22 protein-coding genes and 1 tRNA gene are annotated in these 25924 nt (G+C 60.0%); 9 read left to right on the top strand and 14 right to left on the bottom strand.

Annotated elements, in window-relative coordinates:
- Nucleotides 1–66 precede the first annotated feature (66 nt).
- From HMPREF0308_RS09825 to HMPREF0308_RS09860, 8 genes are all read right to left on the bottom strand, one after another.
- Entirely contained in the window at nucleotides 67–537 is a 471-nt protein-coding gene (locus HMPREF0308_RS09825) for a hypothetical protein (RefSeq protein ID WP_005531170.1), read from the bottom strand.
- 2 nt (nucleotides 538–539) lie between these two features.
- Nucleotides 540–830 (bottom strand): DUF2516 family protein, encoded by a 291-nt coding sequence (locus tag HMPREF0308_RS09830; RefSeq protein WP_005531171.1) that lies wholly within the window; start codon nucleotides 828–830, stop codon nucleotides 540–542.
- Nucleotides 831–843: 13 nt separating this feature from the next.
- Nucleotides 844–1305, bottom strand: coding sequence for a hypothetical protein (locus tag HMPREF0308_RS09835; RefSeq protein ID WP_005531172.1), 462 nt, complete (start codon nucleotides 1303–1305; stop codon nucleotides 844–846).
- 21 nt (nucleotides 1306–1326) lie between these two features.
- Nucleotides 1327–2613 (bottom strand): DUF445 domain-containing protein, encoded by a 1287-nt coding sequence (locus HMPREF0308_RS09840; RefSeq protein ID WP_005531173.1) that lies wholly within the window; start codon nucleotides 2611–2613, stop codon nucleotides 1327–1329.
- Between the two features lie 102 nt (nucleotides 2614–2715).
- Nucleotides 2716–3087 carry a hypothetical protein gene (locus HMPREF0308_RS09845; protein WP_005531174.1) on the bottom strand — a complete coding sequence of 124 codons (372 nt, stop codon included), beginning with the start codon at nucleotides 3085–3087 and terminating at the stop codon, nucleotides 2716–2718.
- 47 nt (nucleotides 3088–3134) lie between these two features.
- Nucleotides 3135–3884: a succinate dehydrogenase/fumarate reductase iron-sulfur subunit gene (locus HMPREF0308_RS09850; protein ID WP_005531175.1), complete on the bottom strand. Its 750-nt coding sequence runs from the start codon at nucleotides 3882–3884 to the stop codon at nucleotides 3135–3137.
- On the bottom strand, nucleotides 3884–5899 hold the full coding sequence (locus HMPREF0308_RS09855; RefSeq protein WP_034657443.1) for a fumarate reductase/succinate dehydrogenase flavoprotein subunit: 2016 nt from the start codon (nucleotides 5897–5899) through the stop codon (nucleotides 3884–3886). Before HMPREF0308_RS09855 ends, HMPREF0308_RS09850 begins: the two co-directional genes overlap by 1 nt.
- Before the next feature lie 14 nt (nucleotides 5900–5913).
- On the bottom strand, nucleotides 5914–6669 hold the full coding sequence (locus tag HMPREF0308_RS09860; protein ID WP_005531187.1) for a succinate dehydrogenase cytochrome b subunit: 756 nt from the start codon (nucleotides 6667–6669) through the stop codon (nucleotides 5914–5916).
- A gap of 391 nt (nucleotides 6670–7060) precedes the next feature.
- Between HMPREF0308_RS09860 and ramB the strand changes: the two genes are divergently transcribed.
- Complete coding sequence (gene ramB / locus HMPREF0308_RS09865) at nucleotides 7061–8467, top strand: acetate metabolism transcriptional regulator RamB (RefSeq protein WP_005531188.1); 1407 nt, start codon at nucleotides 7061–7063, stop codon at nucleotides 8465–8467.
- 203 nt (nucleotides 8468–8670) lie between these two features.
- Here ramB and lpdA read toward each other — a convergent pair whose 3' ends face one another.
- Nucleotides 8671–10083, bottom strand: a complete 1413-nt coding sequence (gene lpdA, locus HMPREF0308_RS09870; RefSeq protein ID WP_005531189.1) for a dihydrolipoyl dehydrogenase — start codon at nucleotides 10081–10083, stop codon at nucleotides 8671–8673.
- A gap of 790 nt (nucleotides 10084–10873) precedes the next feature.
- On the opposite strand from lpdA, the gene HMPREF0308_RS09875 reads away from it, so the two are divergent.
- The 6 genes from HMPREF0308_RS09875 to rfbA all read left to right on the top strand — a co-directional run bounded on the left by HMPREF0308_RS09875 (nucleotide 10874) and on the right by rfbA (nucleotide 18249).
- A complete protein-coding gene (locus HMPREF0308_RS09875) occupies nucleotides 10874–11953 on the top strand; it encodes an alpha/beta hydrolase (RefSeq protein ID WP_005531191.1) in 1080 nt (359 codons plus the stop codon).
- 50 nt (nucleotides 11954–12003) lie between these two features.
- Nucleotides 12004–13356, top strand: coding sequence for a M1 family metallopeptidase (locus HMPREF0308_RS09880; protein WP_005531192.1), 1353 nt, complete (start codon nucleotides 12004–12006; stop codon nucleotides 13354–13356).
- 276 nt (nucleotides 13357–13632) lie between these two features.
- Nucleotides 13633–14919 (top strand): HNH endonuclease signature motif containing protein, encoded by a 1287-nt coding sequence (locus tag HMPREF0308_RS09885; protein WP_236251914.1) that lies wholly within the window; start codon nucleotides 13633–13635, stop codon nucleotides 14917–14919.
- Nucleotides 14920–15011: 92 nt separating this feature from the next.
- Complete coding sequence (gene rfbB / locus HMPREF0308_RS09890; RefSeq protein ID WP_005531196.1) at nucleotides 15012–16019, top strand: dTDP-glucose 4,6-dehydratase; 1008 nt, start codon at nucleotides 15012–15014, stop codon at nucleotides 16017–16019.
- Between the two features lie 9 nt (nucleotides 16020–16028).
- The gene (locus HMPREF0308_RS09895) at nucleotides 16029–17372 is read left to right on the top strand and encodes a sugar nucleotide-binding protein (RefSeq protein ID WP_005531198.1); all 1344 of its coding nucleotides are present in this window, start codon (nucleotides 16029–16031) and stop codon (nucleotides 17370–17372) included.
- Between the two features lie 10 nt (nucleotides 17373–17382).
- Nucleotides 17383–18249 (top strand): glucose-1-phosphate thymidylyltransferase RfbA, encoded by an 867-nt coding sequence (gene rfbA, locus HMPREF0308_RS09900; RefSeq protein WP_005531200.1) that lies wholly within the window; start codon nucleotides 17383–17385, stop codon nucleotides 18247–18249.
- On the opposite strand, the gene HMPREF0308_RS09905 is transcribed toward rfbA, so the two are convergent.
- From HMPREF0308_RS09905 to HMPREF0308_RS09915, 3 genes are read right to left on the bottom strand one after another with little or no spacing between them, the layout of a single operon-like run.
- A complete protein-coding gene (locus HMPREF0308_RS09905; protein ID WP_005531203.1) occupies nucleotides 18250–18870 on the bottom strand; it encodes an MBL fold metallo-hydrolase in 621 nt (206 codons plus the stop codon).
- 31 nt (nucleotides 18871–18901) lie between these two features.
- Nucleotides 18902–20017, bottom strand: a complete 1116-nt coding sequence (locus tag HMPREF0308_RS09910; protein ID WP_005531205.1) for an S-(hydroxymethyl)mycothiol dehydrogenase — start codon at nucleotides 20015–20017, stop codon at nucleotides 18902–18904.
- Nucleotides 20018–20076: 59 nt separating this feature from the next.
- Entirely contained in the window at nucleotides 20077–20889 is an 813-nt protein-coding gene (locus tag HMPREF0308_RS09915) for a GDSL-type esterase/lipase family protein (RefSeq protein ID WP_005531218.1), read from the bottom strand.
- A 235-nt stretch (nucleotides 20890–21124) separates the two neighbouring features.
- On the opposite strand from HMPREF0308_RS09915, the gene HMPREF0308_RS09920 reads away from it, so the two are divergent.
- Nucleotides 21125–22768: an AMP-binding protein gene (locus HMPREF0308_RS09920; RefSeq protein WP_005531222.1), complete on the top strand. Its 1644-nt coding sequence runs from the start codon at nucleotides 21125–21127 to the stop codon at nucleotides 22766–22768.
- Between the two features lie 205 nt (nucleotides 22769–22973).
- On the opposite strand, the gene HMPREF0308_RS09925 is transcribed toward HMPREF0308_RS09920, so the two are convergent.
- Both HMPREF0308_RS09925 and HMPREF0308_RS09930 read right to left on the bottom strand, forming a co-directional pair.
- Nucleotides 22974–23046, bottom strand: a tRNA-Thr gene (locus tag HMPREF0308_RS09925).
- Nucleotides 23047–23131: 85 nt separating this feature from the next.
- On the bottom strand, nucleotides 23132–24370 hold the full coding sequence (locus HMPREF0308_RS09930) for a DNA polymerase III subunit delta' (protein WP_005531223.1): 1239 nt from the start codon (nucleotides 24368–24370) through the stop codon (nucleotides 23132–23134).
- Here HMPREF0308_RS09930 and HMPREF0308_RS09935 point away from each other — a divergent pair.
- The gene (locus HMPREF0308_RS09935) at nucleotides 24369–25901 is read left to right on the top strand and encodes an adenylate/guanylate cyclase domain-containing protein (RefSeq protein ID WP_005531225.1); all 1533 of its coding nucleotides are present in this window, start codon (nucleotides 24369–24371) and stop codon (nucleotides 25899–25901) included. The genes HMPREF0308_RS09930 and HMPREF0308_RS09935 overlap by 2 nt on opposite strands.
- The last annotated feature ends 23 nt before the right edge of the window (nucleotides 25902–25924 follow it).

The raw sequence follows: 25924 nt of genomic DNA on the forward strand, positions 1-25924 counted from the left end.
AATCCGCGGCCTAAGCGGTAGGCCACACGAGAGCCGGCCTAAGCGGTAGGCCACACGAGAGCCGGCCTAAGCGGTAGGCCACACGAGAGCCGGCAGTACACCTGCCGGCTCTCGTGCTATCTGGGTTTCGGCTTCAGCGAGGTGTTCCTGCGTGGCATAGATGAGCTTGTCAAAGCCCGCCTGGGCTGCCGCGCGTGCCGCGGCGGCCGCATGCTCGCTAGATGGGACGATGAGCCCCAATGCGACTGGCTGAGGGCAGGCCTCGCGCACGGTGATGAGATCGGTGAGGAGGGCGGTGGCGTCGCCAAGCAATGCATCAACTGCAACCCAAACCTCCGCCGCACCGGATTGCACCGCAAGGCGCGCCTCGGAGGCCTTGATGAGGCTGTGGTGGCGGCCGGTGGGATAGCCCGCCACGGTGGCTACGTGCGGCGCCTGTGCAGCGGCGAGCACGTGCGTGGGCGAGACGAGGAGGGCGCTGTCATTCTGCGCCGCTTCGCGTACATCTGCGATTGTTGCTTCAAGCAGGTTGCGCATTTTTAATAGCTGTAGTCGCCGTTGATGATGGCCTTGAGCTGGGGGCGGACATCAAACCAGTACACGCCGGTGACCACGGCGCCGATCCACTCGATGAACGGCAAGTGCAGGTTCATCGCCACTGCGGAGCCCACCAGCAGGCCCACCCACGTCCACTTGCCCTGGCGGTCTCCGGCACGGAATGCGTCTTCGCGGGTCGTGGCGGCCACGACGGCGCCCACGATCGCGAAGATTGAAACGGCCATGAAGATCCAGTGCTCCATGTTTGCGAGAATATAATATGCAGTGTTCATACGTTAGAACAGTCTAGCTGGCGGAACCGAAGGGGTTGGAATTGTCGTCGTCGACGACCTCACCTTCGACGATGTTTTCATCCAGCGGAGCCTGCGGCGCAGTCTCGGCGGCCTTCTTTGGGGTGGCGCGCTTTTCCTTCGCATTGGAGATAGCCTCGGCCACGCCCTCGCGGCCTTCTTCAAAGGCGGCGGTGACGTCCTGACGGGCGCGCGCGAAGGACTCGGATTCGAAGGTCTCAGCTGCGGCGCTAACGACGGTCTCGCCCAGCTCGCGGACGGTTTCGGTCAACTTATCGATGAAGGGCTTCTCCCCCTCTGCGGAGCTTGGCTCGTCGGCTGCGCGGGCGACGCGCTCGGCCTTCGCCTGCTGCGCCTGCTGCTGGCGCTCCTCCTTGAACCGGTTGCCAAAGTTCTTTGCCACCTCAGCGCTGGAGGCACCGGCGGTTTTCAGTGAGTCGAGAAATGAGTTATCCATGGAGTTCTCCTTCTAAGGCCCTTAGGCTCCAAAAACTAGATGGTTGACGGTATAGATAACCAATCCTGCCAGTGTTCCCACAACCGTGCCATTGAGGCGGATGAATTGCAGGTCTTTTCCTACCAAAAGCTCAATGTTTTCGGAGGCTTCCGTGGCGTCCCAGCGCTTGATGGTCTCCGGGATGATGCTGATGATGTCGCCGGCGAAGTTCTCGGCGGCCCAGCGCGCGGCCTTGTCCACGATGTCATTGGCCTGCTGCAAAAACTTCGGGTCCGTTTGCACGCGCGTGCCGAAACGCTGGGCTTCGGTGGCGATCTTCGTGCGCAAGAAGGACTCGGGATCCGCAGCCTGCTTGGCGACGCCGCTCCTAAAGGCCTCCCACGCCGCCCCCGGCATGGCTTGGATCTGCTCGGAGCTCATCATCTCTTGCTTGATGCCTTCGACACGAGCGACCATCTCGGGATCGTCTTGGAGCTTCTGCGCGAACAGAGCGAGGTTGCGGCGGATAGCTTGGCGCACATCGTGGTTCTTGTCGTACTTGACCTCGGAGGCCCACTCGACGATGGCCACATAGACCTTGTCGCCTGCCATGCCGCGGGCAAAACGAGGCAGCCAGGCGGGCATCTTTTCATCGACGAGCTCGATGACGGCATCCTCCATGGTCAGTACTTTGCCATGGGCCCAGTCGATGAGGTCGTCGACAAGCGGCTCTGCTTTGCCATCGGCGATGTAGCCCTCGAGCAAACGCCCGACCGGCGGACCCCATTCGGGCTCCATCAATCGGTCGAGGATCTGGGTGCGGATGAGTTCCTCGGCCTCGGCGGGGTCAAAGCTGTTGACGGCGCGGGAGGCCACGTCTGCGGCCTTGTGCGCGGCGAGCTCCGCGTTGCGCGGCTGGGCCAGCCAGGCGCCGGCCTTCTCGGGGATGTTGTTCTCCGAGATCTTCGCCGAGAGCGCATCCGGGGTGAGGAACTGTTCCTCTACGAAGGTGCTCAGTGCCTCGCCTACCTGGTCCTTCTTCCTGGGGATCAGCGCGGTGTGCGGGATCGGGATGCCCATGGGGTGGCGGAAGATGGCGGTAACCGCGAACCAGTCCGCGAGGCCGCCGACCATGCCAGCCTCGGCGCCCGCGCGCACATAGCCCACCCACGTCGGGGCGTCGGGGTTGTGGTGCTGCCACCAGGAGCACGCGAAGAAGATGACTGCGGCGAGGATGAGCAGGCCGGTGACGCCCCACTGGTACTTGCGCAGGGTGCGGCGGCGCTCGGCGACGTCGGCTGGGTTGGGGCCTGGGACGGCGATGGTCATTGGTACTCCTTGGTCGAACCTAGAGACTAACCCTGTTATGTCCCTAGAGACTAACGAAGCCCCCGCGCCACGAGGGCTGCGGGGGCGTCCGATGCACAGAAACTAGTTGATACGACCGGTCTCAGAACGATACTGACGGTAGTAACGACGACCGTAGTGGATGAGACCAACGCAAGCGACAGCCATGACAACGAGCAGGGCAGCACCGACGATGATGGAAATCTGGGAGCTCTCCTGGCCCACGCCGTACTGGAAGGCACCAGCGCCGAGGCCCCAAATCAGGGTGCCGGCTGCCGGCAGCAGAGAAAGGATCAGGCCCATGCCTACCCAGGTGGAGGTGCGCAGCAAAGAAGAGTGCGGTGCGCCGAAGGATACTGGGTCGTATCCCTCAATGTAAGAGTCCTGGATCTTGCCGGAGAACTCCGGGTAGGTCTCACTTGCGTGATCAGCAACTGCATGGGTGTTGTCGCTCATGGCTGAAACTTTCTCTCGTTCCTGTTATTCCTGTGAATGACTATATCTTAGTCGTCCTTGCCGCGGAAAGCAGCACGTGCACGTTCGCGGGTAACCGCGGACACGGCGGTCAGTGGGACGCCTGCCGGGCAGACGTCAGCGCACTCACCGTAAAGGGAGCAGTGACCGAAGTTCTGCTCAAGGTCGTCGACCATGTTGCGGGCGCGGCGGCCACGCTCTTCCTTGCCCAGCGGCATGAGGGAGAGGTGAACCAGCTTGGCGCCCGTGAACAGGTGTGCTGCACCGTTCGGGCAAGATGCCACGCAGGCACCGCAGCCGATGCAGGCAGCGTGGTCGAGGGAGTACTCAGCGGTCTCGTGGTTGAGGTGCAGAGTATCTGCGTCCGGTGCGGTACCGGCGTCCATGGATACGTAGCCACCCTGCTCCATGACGTGGTCCAGCTTGGCGCGGTCCACGATCATGTCCTTGATGACGGGGTATGCAGCGGAACGGAATGGCTCCAGCTTGATGGTGTCGCCATCCTTGAACTGGAACAGGCGCTGCTGGCAGGCCGGGGTGTTCTGGCCAGGGCCGTGCGGACGGCCGTTAACCAGCAGACCACAGGTACCACAGATGCCCTCACGGCAGTCAGAGGCAAATGCGAAAGGCTCGTTGCCAGCCTCGATCAGACCATCATTGACGTGGTCCAGCAGCTCCAGGATGGACATCTGCTCGGCGGCGTCAGCGACCTGAATGGTCTCGAACTTGCCTTCTTGCGTCGGTCCGGCTTGACGCCAGATCTCAAGTGTCAGTTTCATTACTTGTAGTTCCTTGTCATCAGCGGGATCGAATCAAAGTACAGAGGCTCTGCGTGGCGGATAAACTCGCCAGCGTTTGCACCCGGCTCCCAGGCGGAAACGAAGCACCAGTTCTCATCATCACGCTCAGCCTCGCCATCCTCAGAGAGGTGGTCGTCGCGGAAGTGCGCACCACAGGACTCATCGCGGTCCAGAGCGTCAACACACATGAGCTCGCCCAGGTCGATGTAGTCAGCAACGCGCAGACCGTACTCGAGAACCTGGTTCATGTCATTTGCATTGCCGGTGATGCGGACGTTTGCCCAGAACTCCTCACGCAGAGCGCGGACCTTGTCGATAGCAACCTTAAGGTCCTCGACGTTACGGGAAACGCCGCAGCCCCAGTACAGAATCTCGCCAAGCTGGCGGTGGTAGTAAGCCGGGCCGTGCGGGTTCTCCCCGCGAACGCTCATGAGGCGGTCGATGCGGGACTGTGCGCGTGCAATAGCCTGTGCTGCCTCTGCGGAATCCTCAGCCAGCTTGGCCTCACCGAGGTGGTGAGCCAAGTAGTTCGGGATGGTGAACGGCAGGGTGAACCAGCCGTCGACGGATGCGGACAGCAAGGAGTTAGCGCCCAGGCGGTTCGCACCGTGGTAGGTCCAAGAGCACTCACCGGCGGCGAACAGGCCGTCGATAGCGGTCATCTCGTTGAAGTCGGTCCACAGGCCACCCATGGTGAAGTGGCAGGTCGGTGCGATACGCATCGGGGTCTCGTATGCGGATTCGCCGATTGCCTCTTCATACATCTCGATGAGGTTGGAGTAACGCTCACGGATCTTGTCCTTGCCGAGGCGCTGGATAGCGTCACGGAAGTCCAGGTAAACGGAGTTGTGCAGCGGTCCGACGCCGAGGCCCTTGTTGATCTGCTGAGAGATCGCACGGGAAGCAACGTCACGCGGAACCAGGTTGCCGAAGGCCGGGTAGCGACGCTCCAGGAAGTAGTCGCGCTCCTCTTCCGGAATGTCGTTGGCGGGGCGGTCGTCGCCTTCCTTGATCGGGGACCAGATGCGGCCGTCGTTACGCAGGGACTCAGACATCAGAATGGTCTTGGACTGCCACTCGGAGTTGACCGGAAGACCCGTCGGGTGGAACTGGATGAATGCCGGGGAAGCAAGGTATGCGCCCTGCTCGTAGGCACGCATCATGGCACCAGCGTTGGAGTTCTTGGCCAGCGTAGACATGTGGTAGACGTTGCCGTAACCGCCGGTACCGAGGATAACTGCGTGGCCGGTGAAGGCCTTCAGCTCGCCGGTGATGAGGTTACGGGTGACGATGCCACCTGCGCGCTTCACACCATTGTCGTTGTAGGTGATGATGTCCTGCATGTCATGGTGAGCAAAGAGCTCCACGTTGCCCAGACCGATCTGGCGGTACAGCGCCGAGGTGGTGGACAGCTGCAGCTGCTGACCTGTTTGACCACGGGTGTAGTAGGTACGAGAGACCTGCACACCACCGAAGGAGCGGGTAGCCAGGGTGCCGCCGTACTCACGGGCGAACGGCGCACCAATGGCGTTCATGTGGTCGATAACACGGACGGACTCGTAAGCTAGGCGCCAGCAGTCGGACTCGCGGCAACGGTAGTCGCCGCCCTTCACGGTGTCCTTGGTGTGGCGGTAAGCGGAGTCGTTGTCAACCTTCTTATGACGGGAAGAGTTAACACCACCCTGTGCAGCAATGGAGTGCGCACGACGTGGGGAGTCATGGTAGGTGAAGACCTTGACGTTGTAGCCCAGCTCGCCGAGGGCGGCAGCTGCAGAACCGGCCGCCAGACCGGTACCAACAACGACGATCTCGAACTTGCGGCGGTTCAGCGGGGAGACCAGCTCCATGTGGTCTTTCTGGTAGCTCCACATGTCCTTCATTGGGACGCCGTGTGGCTCGTGGGACTCCAGAATTCGGCCAGCGGTGACGCCAGGAACAATCGACGTCGGGTGCGAGAACGTTGGGTGCTCGCGCTTGAGTTCAGTGTTAGACATATTCAAAAGCTCCTTTAGCTGACCCAACCCAGGGCGATGGACAGCGGCATAACGATGTTTGCGATGCAAACGACTGCCGGAATGACATAGGCCAGGATCACGAAGACCTGACGCCACTTTGCACCGGTGATACCCAGGTCAGAAGCAGCCAGACGGATGCCGTGGGTCAGGTGCAGGAACAGGCAGCACATTGCCAGCACGTAGAAGATGGTGACAGGCCAGCGGCTGAAGGTGGCAATCATGTTTGCCTTAACCTCACCGTGGACGAATGCCTCAGGGGCAATCGGCTGCACGCCCATCGTCAGATCCAGCAGGTGGAAGATGATGAACAGCAGCAGGACGGCACCGGTGACCAGCATGGTCTTGGTGGCAAAGGAATCCAGGCCACCCATGAGGTTGGTGCGCTTGAACTTACCGCGGGACTGCTTAGAACGGGCTGTCAGGGCAAATGCGCCGTAGATGTGAGCGATAACGCAGGCGAGAAGGACGATACGGATGATCCACAGCATGTGGCCATGCGGAATCAGCGGCTCGCCGAGTCCACGCAGGAATTCGCCGTAGATGTCCAGCGCCTCATCGCCGTCGTGAGCCGGCAAGTAAAGCTTCAGGTTGCCGGCCATGTGGCCAACAACGAAGAGCGCAAAGAACAGGCCCGTAACGGCCATGGTGAGCTTCAGTGCCCAGGTGGGAACGGAAGGCTTGGTACGAATTGCTTCATTAGTGATACGGCCGTGAGCGAGAGCTTCACGGTCAGGATTTTTTACAGACATGACACCTCCATAGTCGCTTTTACCTTACGCAGCCTTATTCGCTGGCAACTAGTCAATTTGGGCCTTCTTTAGCCCGCCAAAGTGCCACTAAGCATTCCGTAGAAAATTCTTTAGGTAAGGATCGCCTAAAAACTAACTTTCGAAAAGCCGTTTACCTTGCATGCTGCCCTTTACGCAATACGGGCGTTGCGGAATTCCCAGCAATTTATGAGGTTGGTCACAGGCGACGATTCAAGTGACAGGGTTACCCCTTTAGGTGTCAAACTTTCGCAGGAGTCACACCACCCACACCCCACGCAAAATACCCCCAGTCGCAGGGTCGTTAAGAAGCTTCACACAAACTTTGCAAAACTCCTGTTACGACCGGGCCTGCGCCGGTAACCTTTCTCACATGAGCAAGACATACGTGGGTTCGCGCCTTCGCCAACTGCGGCGCGAAAGGGACCTTAGCCAAGCTTCCCTAGCAGCTACACTAGGCCTTTCGGCCAGCTACGTGAATCAAATCGAACACGATGTTCGCCCATTAACGGTACCTGTCTTACTCCGAATAACGGAAGTCTTCGGTGTCGACGCCACGTTCTTCTCACGCGACGACGATTCACGCCTCCTCGCGGAAATCCAAGACGTAATTCAAGACAAGGAGCTCTGCCCCTCCCCCGTTGAGCTCCAGGAGCTCTCTGAATTGGTCTATAACCACCCCACGGTGGCACGAACCCTCGTGGACATCCACCGTCGCTATCGCAATGTGCGCGACAAGCTCTCACTGGCTACCGATAGCCGGCGCACTGCTGGCACCCAAGCCTTATCCATGCCGCACGACGAAGTCCGCGACTTCTTCTACGCTCGCCAGAACTATCTTGACGAGCTTGATCTACACGCCGAGGCCCTTGCCTCCAAGCTCAACGTTTCCCAGTTCCGCATCCGTGACACAGAGGCCGCCCTAGCCGTGCGCCTCACCGAAAAGCACGGGGTGGAGATCCTCACCACACCCCAAATGGACGGAACGCTGCACCGCTTTGATTCCGAAGAGGGAACGTTCCGTCTCGCCAGCCGCCTTACTGAAGGCCAGCGCGCATTCCGTATGGCGGCGGAGCTAGGGTTCCTAGAAGCCGGCTCGCTTATCGACGCCCTCGTCGACGAAGAGCCCTTCACCTCAGAGGCCTCACGTAACTTGGCTAAGCGCGGCATCGCCAGCTACTTCGCAGCGGCCACCATCCTGCCATACACGACTATTCACGCAGAGGCCGAGCAATCTGGATACGACCTTGAGTACTTGTGCCAGGTCTTCGGCGTGGGCTACGAGACGGTTGCGTCTCGTCTTTCAACCCTCCAGCGCCCAAACAAGCGAGGCATTCCTTTTACTTTTGTGCGCGTTGACCGTGCAGGAAACATGTCCAAGCGCCAATCAGCCACGGGCGTTCACTTTTCCAACTCTGGCGGCACCTGCCCGTTGTGGAATATTTACGAGACCTTCTCTAAACCCGGCGTAATCTCCCGCCAAGTGGCCCAGATGCCCGATGGCCGTAATTACTTGTGGATCTCTCGTTCGGTGCAGCATCACCAGGGCCGCTATGGCGATACGAATAAGCTCTTCGCTATTGGCTTAGGATGCGAAGCTCGCCACGCAGACCGCACGGTGTACGCCGAGGGGCTTGATTTAGGCGACCTCTCTGCAGCAACACCAATTGGCAATGGCTGCCGAACCTGCCCGCGTGCGAACTGCGCACAGCGCGCTTTCCCTGCTATCAACGAGACGCTAAATATCGACGCCCACCGCTCTTCCGTAGCCCCCTACTAAGCACGCGACATCCCGGGCTTGCGGCGCCGCGCTTCGCTGCCGGAACGCAAATACCCAGCCCTGAAAGACAAGACCTCGTGGTCGTACAAGCATCCCGTTTGTTCTCGCGGGATCGCCACCAGCAGGTCTGTGTTTCCAGGGCTGGGTATTTGCCAGAAGATGCAGAAAAGGCCCCCTCGCGGGGGCCTTAACGCAAAAAGCGCTTAGAGGTTAATCATGTGGCCGCCGATGCCCTCGGCAGCTTCCTTCATGGCCTCAGAAAGCGTCGGGTGTGTGTGGATGTTGCGTCCGATTTCCTCTGCGGTGAGGTCGAAACGCTGTGCCAGCGTGAGCTCCGGCAGGAGCTCGGAGACGTTGGAACCAACCATGTGGCCACCGATGAGTTCGCCGTACTCGCCATCAGCGATGAGCTTGACGAAGCCGGCGGTCTCGTTGAGACCAGCAGCCTTACCGTTTGCGGAGAACGGGAAGGTAGCGACCTTGATCTCGCGGTCAGCAAACTTCTCCCGTGCCTGCTCCTCTGTGTAGCCGAAGGAAGCAACCTGCGGGTTGCAGAAGGTAGCACGTGGCATGTTCATGTAGTCACCCAGCAGCTGGGTCTCAGCGCCCGCGATGACCTCAGCGGCAACAACGCCCTGTGCCTCAGCCACGTGTGCGAGCTGCAGCTTCGCGGTGACGTCGCCAATAGCGTAGATGCCCGGAACGTTGGTGCGCATGTAGTCGTCGATCGCGATTGCACCGCGCTCGGTGAGCTCAACACCGGTGTTCTCCAAGCCGAAGCCCTCCACGCGAGGTGCGAAACCGATGGAGACCATGCAGCGGTCAACGGTCAGGGTGTCGGTCTTGGAGCCGTCCTTGGACTCGACCTCAACGGTGACGTTGTCACCGTTGTCCTTGATGGAGGTGGTCTTGAAGCCGGTCAGCAGCTTCACACCAAGCTTCTTGTACTGCTTAGCAATCTCCTTGGAGACGTCCTTGTCCTCGTTCGGCAGAACGCGGTCCATGAACTCGACGATGGTGACGTCCACGCCGTAGTTAGCCAGGACGTATGCGAACTCCATGCCGATTGCGCCGGCACCCACGATGACCATGGACTTCGGAGCCTCGTCCTTCAGGATCTGCTCCTCAAAGGAAACGATGTTGCCGCCGATTTCGACGCCCGGGAGGGACCGAACGACGGAGCCGGTTGCGATGATGCAGTTGTCGAAGGTGACGGTCTTACCCTTGTCATCACCCTCTGTGATTTCAATGGTCTTTGCGTCCTTGAAGGAGCCAAGGCCGTTGATCTCGGTGATCTTGTTCTTCTTCATCAGGTAGTGGACACCTTTGACGATGCCCTCAGAGACCTTGCGGGAGCGCTTGTGAGCAACACCGAAGTCGAAGGAGACATCACCAGAGATGCCGAAAGCCTTAGCCTCATGGTTGAAGGTGTGTGCAACCTCGGCGTTCTTCAACAACGCCTTGGACGGGATGCAGCCAACGTTGAGGCAGACGCCTCCCCAGTACTGCTTCTCAATGACAGCAACCTTCTTACCGAGCTGGGCTGCGCGGATGGCGGACACGTAGCCGCCGGGGCCCGCGCCGAGTACTACAACGTCATAATGTTCATTAGTCACGCATATAAGAATACGTAACTTCGTGCGCTGTGTCTCTCTCCCCCCGCGATTGTGTGCATGGGCGAGAGATGGGGACGTCGGTAAGCATGTGCTCCCCACCAACGATGAGCAAAAAGAACCCGCCTCCGGACCTATATATAGGCACCGTGGCGGGGGCAGCGTTGGCTAATTTAGAACAGCCCCATGGCCAATGCCGCGTTGGAGGACATGGAGGAACCAGCGTGGATCCAGCCACCGAGGATGTTGTTGATCATGACGAGAAGGGTATCAAAAGCGTTCATTGAGCTTCACTTTCTATTGTTTCTGGCTGATTTAGGTGCAGGCCACACGCCCAAGGGGTGGGCCGCAGACCGGGTTGCACATATATTAACGGGCTTTCATGCGACGTCGTTACGTGCCACATGGTTTCCGACGCAGAAGATTATGACACAAAAACCACCCCCACACCACTGCTAACTTCAATAACTTCACGAGAGTCCTATGATCATTGCCCACCATCATCGACAGGCAAACCCCGAAAGTCACTACAAGACACTGCCACCTAGCAATTTGTGCAGCTTAGCCAGCCTTGACCGACACGCTACACAAAAGGCATTCCCCCAAGCCGCCGTTTTGAAACAGTAAAATTCATCGGAAATTGTTAACGAATACGAAGCGGTCGCCGATATCCCAGTTACCGAATGGCTTACTGAACTGAGATTGTTTACCCCTACTGGCTCCGCACGGTAGACCAGACAGCATGAACACAGTAAGCTCTCCTTGTCACTCTTCAGATGTTGGAAAGAAGCCAATGAAGCGAATTAGCACTATCATCGCAGCAGCAGCCATCGCTGCTGGCACTCTCACTGCACCTGCCGCAGGTGCTGCAACCCTCACCCCACAGCAGGTAGCTGGCGAGACCACCCTCTCGGAGGTCTCCGATCTGCAGGTCACCCCAGAGGTAGAAGCAACCAAGTGGTTCCAGAAGTACAAGGACGATGCACGCGTCCTGAAGCTCCAGGCCACCTCCCCTGCTATGAACGGCCGCGTTGTTCCTTTGGCAGTGATCCGTGCGAAGGACGCTAACCGCCCAACCATCTACCTGCTCAATGGTGCAGGTTCCGCTGAGCAGGATTCTGACTGGCTAAACCTGTCCCAGGCCGTTGACTTCTACTCCCAGAAGAACGTCAACGTCGTCGTTCCGCAGGCCGGCGCTTTCTCCTACTACACCGACTGGGAGCAGGAGCCGAACGGCAGCTACCTCTCCGGCCCGCAGAAGTGGGAGACCTTCCTGACCAAGGAGCTGCCGACCGCCCTCGAGGGCCGCCTGCAGGCTTCCAACAAGCGTGCCGTTGCGGGTATGTCCATGTCCGCAACCTCCTCCCTCCTCTTCGCTCAGCACAACCAGGGCTTCTACGATGCAGTAGGCTCCTTCGCTGGCTGTGCCGCTACCTCCACCCCGCTGGAGCACCAGTTCCTGCGCCTAACCGTTAACCGTGGCGGCGCTGAGCCGGAGCAGATGTGGGGCCAAATGGGCTCCGAGAACAACCGTCACAACGATGCCCTGCTCAACTCCGAGAAGCTGCGCGGCACTGCTCTCTACGTTTCCTCCGCAACCGGTCTCGCTGGTGAGACCGACACCTCTTCTTACTACACCGCGCAGGGTATGAACCCAGCCGTTGCACTCATGGGCTCTGCCCAGCTGCAGGTCGAGGGCGGCATCATTGAGGCTGCAGTCAACCACTGCACCCACAATCTGAAGGCAAAGCTGGATAAGCAGCAGATTCCTGCAACCTTCAACTTCCGCAACGTCGGCACCCACTCTTGGCCGGGCTGGCGCGAAGACATTGAGAAGTCCTGGCCGGTATTTGAGGCAGCACTTAACTCCTAGGCTTTCTCGAATAGGGCTTTAGACCTTAAGGGCGGTAGGATCGCAGCATTATGAAGCTGCTTTCCACCGCCCTTTCGCATGTCGCCTCAACCGCTGGTCAACTCTCCGAGCACCGCGACGAGTACACCGGTATTGCGTTTAATTTAGGCTTCGAGGTGCTCCACTACGACTTGGACCTCACCTACCGCGTGGAGCCCAACATGCTGCAGGGCGTGGCGGTGCTGCACATGCGCGCACTTGACGACGTCGACAAGCTCACCCTTGATCTTGGTGGCGCCATGGTGGCACGCCGTATCACGGCTAAAAATGCACCACGCGTGGCGAAGTTCCGGCAATCCACTGGCAAGTTGCGCATCAGTTTCGCCGAGACCGTGGAGGAAGGCACCGAGTTTGAGCTCCACATCCGCTACGGCGGCTCCCCGCGCCCAATTCGCACCCCGTGGGGCGAGCTGGGGTGGGAGGAGACCGAGTCAGGATCCCTGGTGGCTAGCCAGCCCAACGGCGCTCCCAGCTGGTTCCCATGCGATGACACCCCGAGCGAGAAGGCCACCTACGATATTCGGATTACCGCAGATGATCCGTTCCGTGTTATTTCTAATGGAAAATTGGTCTCCCGCAAGCAAGCCAGCGGTTCCACAACGACCTGGCATTACCGCACCGAGCACCCCATGGCCACTTACCTCGCCACGGTGCAGGTTGGTGAATTTGTGGAGATTGATTTGGGCAAGCACGTTCGCGCATGGGCCCCGACGCAGCTCAAAGAGGCGGTCAAGCGCGAATTCGCACACCAACACGAAATGTTGAAGTTCTACGCCGATTGCTTTGGCAGTTACCCATTCGACGAATACCAGGTCGTCATTACCGAGGACGAGTTAGAGATTCCGCTGGAGGCCCAGGGACTTTCTATTTTCGGCTCGAACCATGTCTCGGCTACCTTTGAGCGTCTCATCGCTCACGAGCTATCCCATCAATGGTTTGGTAATTCGGTGGGACTCACAGAATGGAAAGACATTTGGCTTAATGAGGGCTTTGCCTGCTACTGCGAGTGGCTGTGGATGGAGCACGCGCACGACCAGCCTGCGCATGATTCGGCGCGTTCCCACTACAACGTCTTGGCACGCAAAAAGCAGGACCTTAAGCTTTCCAATCCCGGCACACGCGACATGTTCGATGACCGCGTATACAAACGTGGGGCCCTCACGGTTCACGCTTTACGCCGCCTGCTTGGCGACGTCGCCTTTTTCCGCGCCGTCCGCTCCTATGTAAAGGCCAGCCAGCATAACGTCGTTAGTCCTGCGAATCTCATTGAACGCCTGCACGCAGAGAGCGAGGATCCGGCTGCCGTGGACGCGCTGCTTGAGCAGTGGCTGGATCACACGGCGCTACCCAAATTCCCCGCATAGCTCGTCACATAACTGTCTACCCTTACTGAGTGTTTAATTCGAAAAGTTTTTCTACTTCCCTATTGACACACCTTTAGGATTCGATATAATAGAACATGTAATCGAATACGGGGATTCGAGAGGGGGACGGAAACAATGCAAGACAAGCATGAGGCAATAATTTCCACAATCAATAGCATTACGAGCTCGCTAACTTCACTGCGAGAGCTCTTGAAGGATCCCTCTGATGTCTACTTTGGGCGCCTCCACCCCGCCTTTGAGCATCTCGAAACCGTAATGAGCAAAAAGACCACCGTGGATGCGGCATTCGCGTTCATTGCCGCGCGCGATGATGCTGGGCGCGTGGTGGGGTCGAGCAAGCCAGAAGACTACCTCACGGCGAGACTGGGGCTCACTTACGCCGAAGCTCAGTCACGGATAAAGACGGGGCAATCACTTTTTGCGCCGCTTGCTGAGGTCTCCCCTTCTGAATCTGCACCGTCTGAAACGCTGCCAGTGGGCGAGGAAGCTAGCGACGAAGAGCGCAAGCGAGAAGAGGCTGCTCGCGAGCGTGATCGGCGGGAGCGCGCGGCAGCCGAAAAGCGGCGCCGTCAGATGCTCGAGGAAGATGCCGCGCGCGAAAAGACCATCGCGCTTATCGAGCGCGAATTGGAACACCTCACTGAGGGCGCGACGCCTGGGCCGCAAGAATTGCGCCAACAAGCCTTGGAGAAGTCCCGCGAGCTTTCCCATACGGCTTTGCGGGATTGGCTGCGCAACGCTATCCGTCAGGCCAACAAATCGGTTTCGGATGTGGATGCGGTCTTTAAGAAGCGCCGCTTGCGCATTTCCCAGCCAGATGCCGACGGAGGCGTGTTCATCAGCGGCTATGTCGATGCTGCTACTGCGGCGATGCTCAAGGCTGCTTTCGCACCAGCCCGCCATCAGGGCGGACCAAATGTCCCCGCCGAGGAAGACTCGCGCACTTATTCGCAGCGCATGGCGGATCAGCTGGCGGCAATAGTGCACGACTACTTGGAGTCGAAGCAGCACACTAACGGCGGAGTAGGTTCCCTGCTCATCACCACCACGTTGAGCGAGTTGGAGGAGATGGATTCTTCCACGAGGTTCGCCACCAACACAGGAGTGGAGCTTTCCCCGCTCGACCTGTTGCGCATAGGAGCTGCATCGCATGACTTTATCTGCGCAGTAGATGACAAAGGTTTCCCGCTGGAACTTGGCCGCTGCAAGCGCAGTGCAAGCCTCTATCAACGGATTGCTTTGGCGGCATCAGAGCTGGTGTGCTCGCGGCCGGGATGTGATAAGCCCTGGGTCGAATGCGATGTCCACCATATTCATGCTTGGGCAGCCGGTGGGACCACGGACTTACGGAACTTAACGCTCCAATGCAGAGGTCATCATGTTGATAACAATGACCAACGGGACGGGGCCAGAAATATGGGTCATGCGGAACGATGCCCCAAAACAGGAAGAGTGGGTTATCGCCCCGCACGTTCGGGGCAGATCCTTCTCAATGACAGTCCGGCTGCGCAAAAAGCTCCAGCGCGCAAACTCAGTGCCTAACCGCAGGACAAGTGTGTCTTGCGGGAGGGCAACGCTGGCGTTTTGCTCCGGAGCTGAGGAAGGATAGGAACGGTGGCCTAAACTTGGTAGCCATGCACAGAATGCTCGTCACAGGTGGCGCCGGATTCATCGGCGCAAACTTCGTTCGTCTCGTAGCTAAGGAGCGGCCGGAGGTGGAAATCACGGTCCTCGACAAGCTCACTTACGCCGGCAATCGCGCGAACCTTGAGGGAGTCGAGGCACGGCTAGTGGTCGGTGATATCGCTGACGCCGTGTTGGTAGACGAGCTAGTGGCGCAGTCGGACGTAGTCGTTCACTTCGCCGCTGAGTCGCACAATGACAACTCGCTGCGGGACCCTTCCCCCTTCATTCAGACCAATGTGGTGGGAACGTTCACACTGATCGAGGCGTGCCGCAAGCATGACGTGCGATTCCACCACGTGTCCACCGATGAGGTTTTCGGCGACCTTGAAATCGGCGCCGACACGAAGTTCACGGAGTCCACTCCGTACAACCCTTCCTCACCGTACTCGGCTTCCAAGGCCGGCTCGGACCATCTAGTGCGTGCCTGGGTGCGCAGCTTCGGTCTGCGGGCGACCATCTCCAACTGCTCCAATAACTATGGCCCGTACCAGCACGTGGAGAAATTCATTCCGCGGCAGATCACCAACTTATTGGATGATCAGCCCGCAAAGCTTTATGGCACCGGCGAGCAAGTGCGCGATTGGATTCACGTCGATGATCACAACGCAGCAGTGCTAGCGATTTTGGATCGTGGCGAAATCGGTGAAACCTACAACATCGGTGCCGACCAGAAAGACATCAACAACAAAGAAGTCATCGAAGTGATCTGCGAGATCATGGGAGCTACTGACGAAACTGGTAAGGCCCGCTACGAGCACGTGGCAGATAGGCCGGGCCACGACCAACGCTATGCCATGGACGCCTCGAAACTGCGCCGCGAGCTCGGCTGGGTCCCGCGCTACACGGACCTCCGCGTGGGGCTTGAGCAAACAATCACGTGGTACCACGACAATGAGCAGTGGTGGCGTCCGGTGAAGGGCGACGTCGAGAAGCACTACGCGCAGCAAGGACAATAAGGGGCAATCATGCAGATCAAGAAGACAGCCATTGAAGGCCTGCTCATCCTGGAACTGGATGTGCACAGCGACAACCGTGGCTGGTTCAAGGAGAATTGGCAGCGCGCCAAGATGCTGGATGCCGGGCTGCCGGACTTTCAGCCGGTGCAGAACAACGTTTCTTTCAACGCCGCGAGGGGCGTGACTCGCGGCCTCCACGCCGAACCATGGGACAAGCTGGTGAGCATCGCCCATGGCAAAGTTTTTGGCGCGTGGTGCGACGTGCGCGAGGGCTCTCCGACCTACGGCGAGCTGGTCACCCACGAAATTGGGCCGGAGACCGCCGTCTTTGTGCCCTGGGGCGTGGCCAACGGTTTCCAGGCGCTGGAGGAAACCGCCTATTCTTACCTCGTCAATGACCACTGGTCACCGGATGCGGAGTACACATTCGTGAATCTGGACATGGTGGATTGGCCGCTCGAACCCACGGAGATCTCTGACAAAGACCGGGCTCACCCACGCCTTGCCGACGTCACCCCCATGGCCCCGCGCAAAGTATTGGTCACCGGTGCAAACGGTCAACTGGGGCGCGCGCTGCGCCAAGTGTTGCCCCACGCTGAGTTCTGTGCACGCGAGGACTTCGACATCTGCAACCCACCTGAGCGCCATTGGCGGCACTACTCCACAATCATTAACTGCGCTGCCTACAACGACGTCAATGGGGCCGAGTCCGACCGCGCCCGCGCCTGGGAAGTCAACGCCCTAGCGCCCGCGAAGCTCGCGCGCATCGCCGTGGGGAACAACCTGACCTTGGTGCATGTCTCGAGCGACTACATCTTCGACGGTTCCCAGAAAATCCACACCGAGGAGGAAACACCCAGCCCGTTAAGCCTGTATGGGGCGTCGAAGGCGGCAGGTGAGGCGTCGGCAAGCGTGGCGCCAAAGCACTACATCGTGCGCACCTCCTGGGTCTTTGGGGACGGCAATAACTTCGTCAAGACCATGGCGCGGCTTGCCAAACAGGGCGTGGAACCGAAGGTGATCCATGACCAGCACGGGCGGCCGACCTTCGCCGAGGACCTAGCCAAGGGCATCGCTCACCTGCTCAAGGTGCAGGCACCCTACGGCATCTACAACATATCCTCCGGGGGCGACAGCGTAGGCCGCGACGAAATCGCGATGGCCACGTTCATCGGGCTCGGCCACGACCCTTCCGAGGTCCACCCGGTCAGCGCCGAGGAATACGGCGATGAGCCCGCGCAGCGTCCGCTGGAGTCCACGCTGGATTTGTCCAAGATTGAGGCCACCGGCTTTAGCCCTATGAACTGGCGCGCGGCGATTGCGCTGTACCTCGCGCTCTACTCGCTGGATTAAGGTTGAATTCATGAAAGGCATCATCCTCGCTGGCGGTTCAGGCACGCGCCTCTACCCCATCACCAAGGGCATCTCGAAGCAGCTCATGCCGATCTACGACAAACCCATGGTCTATTACCCGCTGAGCACTCTCATCCAGGCGGGCATCCGGGAGATCCTCATCATCACCACGCCGGAGGATTCGGCATCCTTTGAACGCCTGCTTGGCGACGGCTCCCAGCTCGGCCTCATGCTCTCCTACGCGGTGCAGCCACAGCCGGAGGGCCTGGCGCAGGCTTTCCTCATCGCGGAGGACTTCATCGGGGATGACTCGGTGGCGCTCGTTCTGGGCGACAACATCTTCGAAGGCCACGGCTTTGCCACCGCGCTGGGGCAGTGCCGCAATCCGGAGGGCGGCATCATCTTCGCCTACGAGGTTTCTGATCCGCAGCGCTATGGCGTGGTGGACTTCGACGCCGACGGCAATGCGCTCTCGATTGAGGAGAAGCCGGAAAGGCCCAAGTCCAACCATGCGGTGGTGGGCCTATATTTCTACGACAACTCCGTTGTTGAGATCGCCAAGTCTATCGAGCCCAGCGCCCGCGGGGAGCTAGAAATCACCGCGGTCAACGAGGAATACCTGCGGCGCGGGCAGCTGCGCGTACAGCGCATGCAGCGCGGCGACGTATGGCTGGATACCGGCACCGTGGACTCCATGAGCGAGGCCTCCGCCTACGTCGAGGTCATGCAAAAGCGCACCGGCACGGTGATTGGCTCACCCGAGGTGGCGGCCTACCACGAGGGTTTCATCTCCCGGCAGGCCTTGGCCGCGCTCGCCGATCCGCTCATGAAATCAGGCTATGGCGCCTATCTGGTGGACGCAGCGAGCGAGGGCTAACTAATAGCCGCGGGCCACGTACTCGTCGATGCGGGCAGCCTCTGCCCCTACCGTGGTTTCATCGCCGTGACCTGGCAGGACGCGAGTCTCCGGGGGCAGGTGGAACACGACGTTGCGCAGCGACTCGATGATGACGTCGAAGTCGGAGTACTTGCGGCCGGTAGCACCGGGCCCGCCATTGAAGAGGGTGTCTCCGGAGAGTAGAACGCCGTCGGATGGCAGGTGCAAGACCACACAGCCCGGGGAGTGACCTGGGGTGTGGAACACCGTGATGTCCTCGCCGCTGACCTGGAACTGCTGGTTATCCGCCAGCGGGGTGAAAGGCGCACCGCCGTTGGACTCCTCCCACAGCATCTCATCGTCGGGGTGGAGATAAACCTCGGCTCTAAAGCGCTCGGCGGCCGCGGGCGCGAGGTCACAGTGGTCGTTGTGGGCGTGAGTGAGGAGGATGCCCTTGACGGGGCGGTCGCCAACCATGTCGGCCACTGCGTCTAGGTCGTGGGAAGGGTCCACCACGTAAACGCCGGAGGCATCGCCTATGACATAGACGTTATTATCCACGTCCCACTCCCCGCCGTCGAGGCGAAACTTACCCGAGGTCACTACCTTATCGATCTGCATCTTTGCTCCTTCTTGATTGCACCCTAGCGGTTTACGCGAACTCTACGACAGAACGCAGAACCTTGCCGGACTTCATGGTGGTGAAGGCTTCCTCGACGTCGTCAAGCGCAATGCGCTCCGAGACGAACTTGTCCAGCGGGAACTGCCCATTGCGGTGCAAGGAGACGTAGGCCGGGAAGTCGCGCTCCGGGAGGCAATCACCGTACCACGCCGGCTTGATGGAACCCCCGCGGCCGTACAGGTCGATGGCTGGGATATCCACGTGATCCGTGAGGTTCGGCACGCCCACCATGACCATGCGGCCGGCGTGATCGCGGGAGTAGAAAGCCTGGCGCCAGGTCGGCTGAATGCCCACTGCATCGATGGTGACGTCGGTGCCGAAGCCCTCGGTGAGGTTGCGGACGGCCTCGACGACCTCGTCCTCGCTCAAATCCTTGGTGTTGATCGTGTCGGTGGCGCCGAACTCGCGGGCGGTTTCCAGCTTGGATTCGTCGATGTCCACCGCGATGATCTTCGCAGCACCTGCCAGCTTGGCTCCTGCGATGGCCGCAGTGCCCACGCCGCCGCAGCCGAATACGGCGACGGACTCGCCTAGCTGGATGTCGGCGGTATTAACCGCAGCGCCCAGGCCTGCCATGATGCCGCAGCCGAGCAGGCCAGCGGCGGCAGGATCCTCGCCTGGATCCACCTTGGTGCACTGACCCTCGTGAACCAGGGTCTTCTCCGCGAAGGACCCGATGCCGAGCGCTGGGGTCAGCTCCGTGCCGGCGTCCTGGTCGCCTTCGGCCAGACGCATCTTCGCGGAAGCATTATGGGTGTTAAAGCAGTACTTCGGCTCGCCCTTCTTGCAGGCGCGGCACTCGCCACACACGGCGCGCCAGTTCAGGATGACGAAGTCACCGACCTCCACGTGAGTTACGTCGGAGCCCACGCGCTCGACGACGCCCGCAGCCTCATGTCCAAGCAGGAACGGGAAGGCATCTTCGATGTCGCCGTCGCGGTAGGCCAGGTCGGTGTGGCACACACCGCAGGCCTGAACTTTTACGATGACGTCGTTAGCGCCCGGCTCGGGCACGACGATGTCAACGGTCTCTACTGGTGCACCCTTGGAACGGGCGATTACTGCTTTAACGGTTGTTTCACTCATGCGGCCGAGCCTACACAGATTTTCAGCAAGGCCGTACTAATGAAAATGTCTTTCAGAATCTAGGATGCGGCAATAACGTTTGCCGCATGCTCGTGACCGCGCTGGTTGATGTGCAGCGGCAGATTGCCGTCGCCCGCAGTAAAGTCCACAAGACCAGCCCACATGCGCTGATCCGCGTTCGCACACATGCCGTTATTACGGGAAGAAGGCTTCATGTCGAGAAATTCGACACCCGTACGGGACGCAAGGTCAACCTGCATCCACTGGGCTGCATTCTCCCAGCCTTCCACCTGCGGAAGGTAGGTGCGATCCGCCGGAGTTGGGCCAACGTGCAGCAAGCAGTAGCTCCCCGCGGAACCAATGGTCGGATAGCCCACAATCTGAATACGCGCGTTCGGCGCAGCGGCACGAATGCGGTTAATCAAAGGTGCATTCGCATCAACAAAGCGGCGACGCAGCTCGCCCTCGCTCATTCCGGGGTTGTTGTAGGTGTCATTGAAACCGGTGGTGTAGAGAACTCGACGCGTCTCACCGCTGAGCGCCCCCGTCTGGATAGCGCGGTCCACCTGGGAGAACATCTGCGGCCCAGGGGAGAAGGAAACGGCGCCGGAGCAGGAGAAATCAGCGACCGGCAGGCCCAACTTCGCGCCGGTGCGCTTTGCAAAGTTATTGGACTGCGGGCAATTCACACCACCAGCACTTTGAGAGCTCAGACGCGCCTGCAGGTAGGCTCCCACATCAGGGTCCGCCAAAACGGAGTCACCGAAAGCCACCAAGTTACGCTCAGCCGCAACCGCCTGCGGCACCTGGCCAACCCCCACCGCAACAAACATAGCGGCGGCGACAGCAGCCACCTTCTTCTTCAGCTTCATTAGATTCCTCTCAAAATTTGTCGCACATTATCCTAGCGCAACCTGGATGCCCGTCCAGTTGACCGCCAGGAATCCGGATATTCAGAAAATGTGTTTAGAATCAAAAGTATCCTACGCTACTTTACGGTAACTTCTGTAACACTAGCAACATTTGACCCCTTCAGAGCAACGGTTAGCCCTGAAAATACGATAGAGAAGCGAATAGCTCTCCAAATTATTTTGAAAATAGGTTTATATGTCTTTCAATTTTTCCGATTTAGCTTTCAAAGCTGCGGCGATCAGCCGCTTTGTCCCCGAACTCTTCAAGTCCGGAATCATTACCCACCACGACGGAATCACTCCCCTGATCAAGGCAGGGCCAATCCTGACCCGCTACCGCTTCACCACGGCGCGCGAGCTCGAGCAGGGCTACATCACCTGTCCAGATCGCATTGCGCTTATCGATGACGACGGCACCCTCACCTACCGCCAACTGCGCAATAACGCGCAGACCCTCGCCAAGCACTTGCGCGCGCTCGACCTGCCGGAGATCCGCCTCGGTGTCATGGCTCGCAACGGCCGCGGCATCATTATCCCGCTCGGTGCCAAAGGCTACGCGGGTGCCCACATCTTCCTGCTCAACGTGGGTTCCTCTCCGGAACAGCTAGCCGGTTGCATCGAAGAAAACAACATCAACGTCCTCGCTATCGATGACGAATTCATCGACCGTCTCGATCCGGCCTATTACGAGAAGCTCGAGGTCATCATCAGCCACGACTCGGGCGCGGAACATTATGGATTGCGCACGCTAAGCGACGTCGTCAAGCACCCCGAGGCCGTCTCCCAGGTCCGCCTGGACAAGTACCCCAAGCATGGCCACATCGTGCTGATGTCTTCCGGCACCACCGGCATCCCGAAGGGCATCATGCGCCCAGAGCCGACCCTGCCGGTCGTGCTTGCCTCCATCGTGGGCAACATCCCGTGGCGCGCAAACCAGAAGGTGCAGATGACGGCGTCCATCTTCCACACTTGGGGTTGGGCCTGCGTCAACATCGCGCTGGGTCTGCGCAACACCATCGTGACCCGCCGCGACTTTGACCCGGAGCTGGCGCTCGATGATATTCAGCGCTACAAGCTCGACGGCCTGCTATCCTCCCCCGTCTTTTTCCGTGCGATGGTCGAAGTGGACCCATCTGGGCGCTACGACACCTCTTCGTTAAAGTTCATCGCTTCTGCAGGCCACGCGCTCACGCCGCAGATTGTGGAGGAAACCAACGGGCGCTTCGGACCCATTCTGTGCAACGTATACGGCTCCACGGAGCTCGCGCTCGCCTCCACGGCGACGATGGAAGAGGTGGCCAAGGACCCGACCACCGGCGGCAAGGTGGCTTCGGGCACGAAGCTGCGCATCCTCGACGAGGAGGGCATCGAGGTGCCGCGCGGCGAGGTCGGCGAGATTTACCTGACCAACTCCACCGCGTTGATTGGCTACACCAACCCGAAGATCAAGCTAAACAAGATTGACGGGCTGATTTCCATCGGCGACTTGGGCTACATCGACGAGCAGGGTTACCTGCACGTGGTGGGTCGCGCCGACGACATGATTATCGTCGGCGGCGAGAACGTTCACCCGCAGTCGGTCACTGAGATTCTGGAAGCGATGCCGGGCATCCACGAGGTGCACGCCGGCGGCGTGGAGGACGAGAAGACCTTCCAGCGCATCGCGGTGTGGGCTGTGACCACCAAGGATTCGCTGGGCAAGTCCGTGACGGCAGAAACCATCCGCGAATGGGTGCGCGAGAACCTCGCCGACCACTCGGTGCCGCGCGATGTCCACTTCCTAGACAAGCTTCCGCGCAACGCTACGGGCAAGGTTGTCCCGCGCTTGCTGCAGAGCTAACGAGAGCTAACGCTTTCCTACTTCTCCCCCTCCCTCCGCCATCCTCTAGCAAATACCCAGGGGTGGAAATGCAGCTTTCTGGTGGATTGCGGGGCGTCGGCAAGCACGTGCGGTGGCGAGCAGGAAGTCTGTAGTTCCAGGTCTGGGTAACTAGCCAGGAAGCACTAAACCCGCCTCTTACAGATAAGAAGGCGGGTTCTTTTTGAGCCGCTTGTGAGAATCGAACTCACGACCTTTTCATTACGAGTGAAATGCTCTACCGACTGAGCTAAAGCGGCACACTGCATATGCAGCAAAAGGGATTCTATCGCAGTGCTGGCGGGTTCCGGAAATCGCGTGTGGATCGGCGTCGGAAAGCAGGCTCTAGCGGGCCAAACGCAACCGCCCCACCATGCCGTCGAAGGCCACTTGGGGGTTGGCGTTCTGCAGAAGTTGTTCACGGCAGGTGCGAATCGCGGACTGCGCCGCGAGCAGACCGTCCTCGCTCACGCGCTTGGCCAGTTCGCCTGTCAATCCAGCAAAATCCGGGTGCGTCATCTCCACTTGAGCACCGACCTTGAGCATGAGGGCATCGCGGTAGATTCCCGCTAGATCGATGAGCGCCATGTCCAAGCCGTCCGTAATCCGGCGCTTGGCGCGCTTCTTATGCAAATCCTCGAGCTCCTTGAGGGCCGACTTGGCGTCGCGCTGTGCCCGGGCCGCGCCTTTACCCTTGGCACCCACGCCAAATGACTGCTCCAGCTTGACCAGCTCCTCCGCATCCTGCTCGGCGCGGGAATTTTTGGCGTCGGTCTCCACGAACTTCAGCAATGCCGTTACTGCTTGGAAAGCCTGCGACCCGCGGTAGACCTCCTCAGCCAGGTTGATGGCCATGGCGCGACGCTTCTGCACGCCGGGATCCTGCACCAAGTGGCGCGCGCGGCCCACGTGGCGCAGGCTGGTCACGGCGGCCAGGCGGGCGTCGTGCTCGCTGGCGCCCTCGGCGATGAGCTGCTTGACGATTCCGTCGACGCTCGGTGCCGGGATATAGAGGTGGCGGCAGCGCGATCGCAGGGTCTGGGAAAAGTCCTGTGGGTCCTCCGACGGGGCGACCATGATGATGACCGTGCGCTCCGGCGGCTCCTCAACAGTCTTGAGAAGCGCGTTGGCAGCCTCGTTGCGGAAGCGATCGGCCTTATTGAAGATGACCACGCGCCACGGCGCCACGCTGGGAAGGCTCGCGGCGCGGCCGATCACCTCGCGGGCCTCGCCCACGGTGATGAATTGTTCTTGGGGGTCCACGTAGACCAAGTCGGTGTGTTTTTGTTGCTCGAGTACGCCACGGCAGGCCTCGCACTGGCCGCAGCCGGGGTCCCCATTTTCGTCAGCGCTAGTACACATCAACGCGGCCGCGAAGCAGAGCGCAGCCAGGGACCTTCCAGCACCCGGCGGGCCCGTGAACAGCCACGAGTGGCTCATGGCACGCGGGTCCCCCTCCCCGCGGGCTGCCCGCGCGGCGGCCAGGATCGTGTGGGCCACCGCCGGGGTATCTGCCAATCGTTGCGCAACGCTTCCGGTATTCACTCGCCCTAGCCTACTGGGATAACTAAAGTAATAAATCATGAACAGACTACTGCGTGGCGCCCGCTGGCTTATGGGCACCCAATGGCCGATGTACGCCACGCTCGTTCTGGGATCTAACATCGTCGGCGCCATCGCGATTATGACCTTCGTGGTCTTCTTCCTGCCGATGCCGGAAATTAAGGACTTCACCTCCGACGTTCCCAACCTCGAGCTCGTCGGCGCCCTATACGTGACCTTCGCTGTGGTGATCGGCATCGCGGTTACCCTGCTGCTTTTCCGTCCGGTGCTGGATTGGCAGCGCAATCCCGACGCCCATGATCCCAACATGGTGCGCAACCTCGTGCTTCGCATCCCGGTTTACCAAGCCGCGGTGGCGGCCTTGGTGTGGGTCATCGGCATCATCCTCGCCGTAGTTATCGCCTCGCAGTCCTCGGGCCGTTTGGGTCTGGTGGTCGGTGTGTCCACCACCTTGGCGGGACTGCTGGTGGTCCTGCTTACCTACCTGCAAGCCGAGCGTCTGGTGCGCCCAGTAGCCGCACAGGCCGTGGCGCGTCGCTTCGAGGACTCCACGCTGGAGCCGCCCATCAAGTACCGCCTCATCTTCACCTGGGTGATGACGTCGGGCATTCCTTTGATCGGAATCGTGCTCGTTCTGCTGGGCCGGCGCGCGGGACTGTTTACCGATAACTCCACCGACATCATGCCCGCGGTAATCGCCCTTGCGCTGACCGCCCTGGGAACGGGTTTTACCGGTACCGTCTTCGCGATGATGAGCGTGGTTGATCCCATCCTGGAGCTGCAGGACGCCATCAACCGCGTGCGCCGCGGCGAAAATGATGTGCAGGTCGATATTTATGACGGATCCGAGTTGGGCGTGCTGCAGGCAGGTTTTAATGAGATGATGCGCGGCCTGCGCGAGCGTCAACGCGTGCGCGATATCTTCGGCCGCTACGTGGGCACGGAGGTGGCCCAGCGCGCGTTGGAGGAGCGCCCCGAGTTGGGCGGCGAGGACCGCAAGGTAGCCGTTCTTTTCATCGACGTCATCGGCTCCACCACCTTCGCGGTCAACCACACACCGGAGGAGGTCGTCGAAGCGCTCAACAAGTTCTTCGAGCACGTAGTCGAAGTGGTGCACCGCAACAAGGGCATCATCAACAAGTTCCAGGGCGATGCCGCGCTGGCCGTATTCGGCGCTCCGCTTAACGTCTACGACGCTAACTCCATGGCGCTGCAGGCAGCGCGCGAGCTGCGTCAGGAGCTGCGTGGCTTGGAGCTGCAGGCAGGCATCGGCGTCGCGGCGGGTCACGTGGTGGCCGGCCACATCGGCGGCGCAGATCGCTTCGAGTACACCGTCATCGGTGACGCAGTAAACGAGGCGGCGCGCCTGACCGAGCTGGCCAAGGACACCCCGGGCCAAGTGCTGACTAACTCCGCCACGCTGCGCGGTGCCAACGAGGCTGAACAGGCGCGTTGGACCATGATGAAGTCCATTGAGCTGCGCGGACGACGCCGCATGACGCGACTGGCACGCCCTATCCGCCCCACGCTTGCTGAGCGCGCGGAACAGTAGTGGAGCAAGCGCGGCGCAGTAAT

This window comes from Corynebacterium striatum ATCC 6940 (genome assembly GCF_000159135.1).
In the GTDB taxonomy this organism is placed as follows: Bacteria; Actinomycetota; Actinomycetes; order Mycobacteriales; family Mycobacteriaceae; genus Corynebacterium; species Corynebacterium striatum.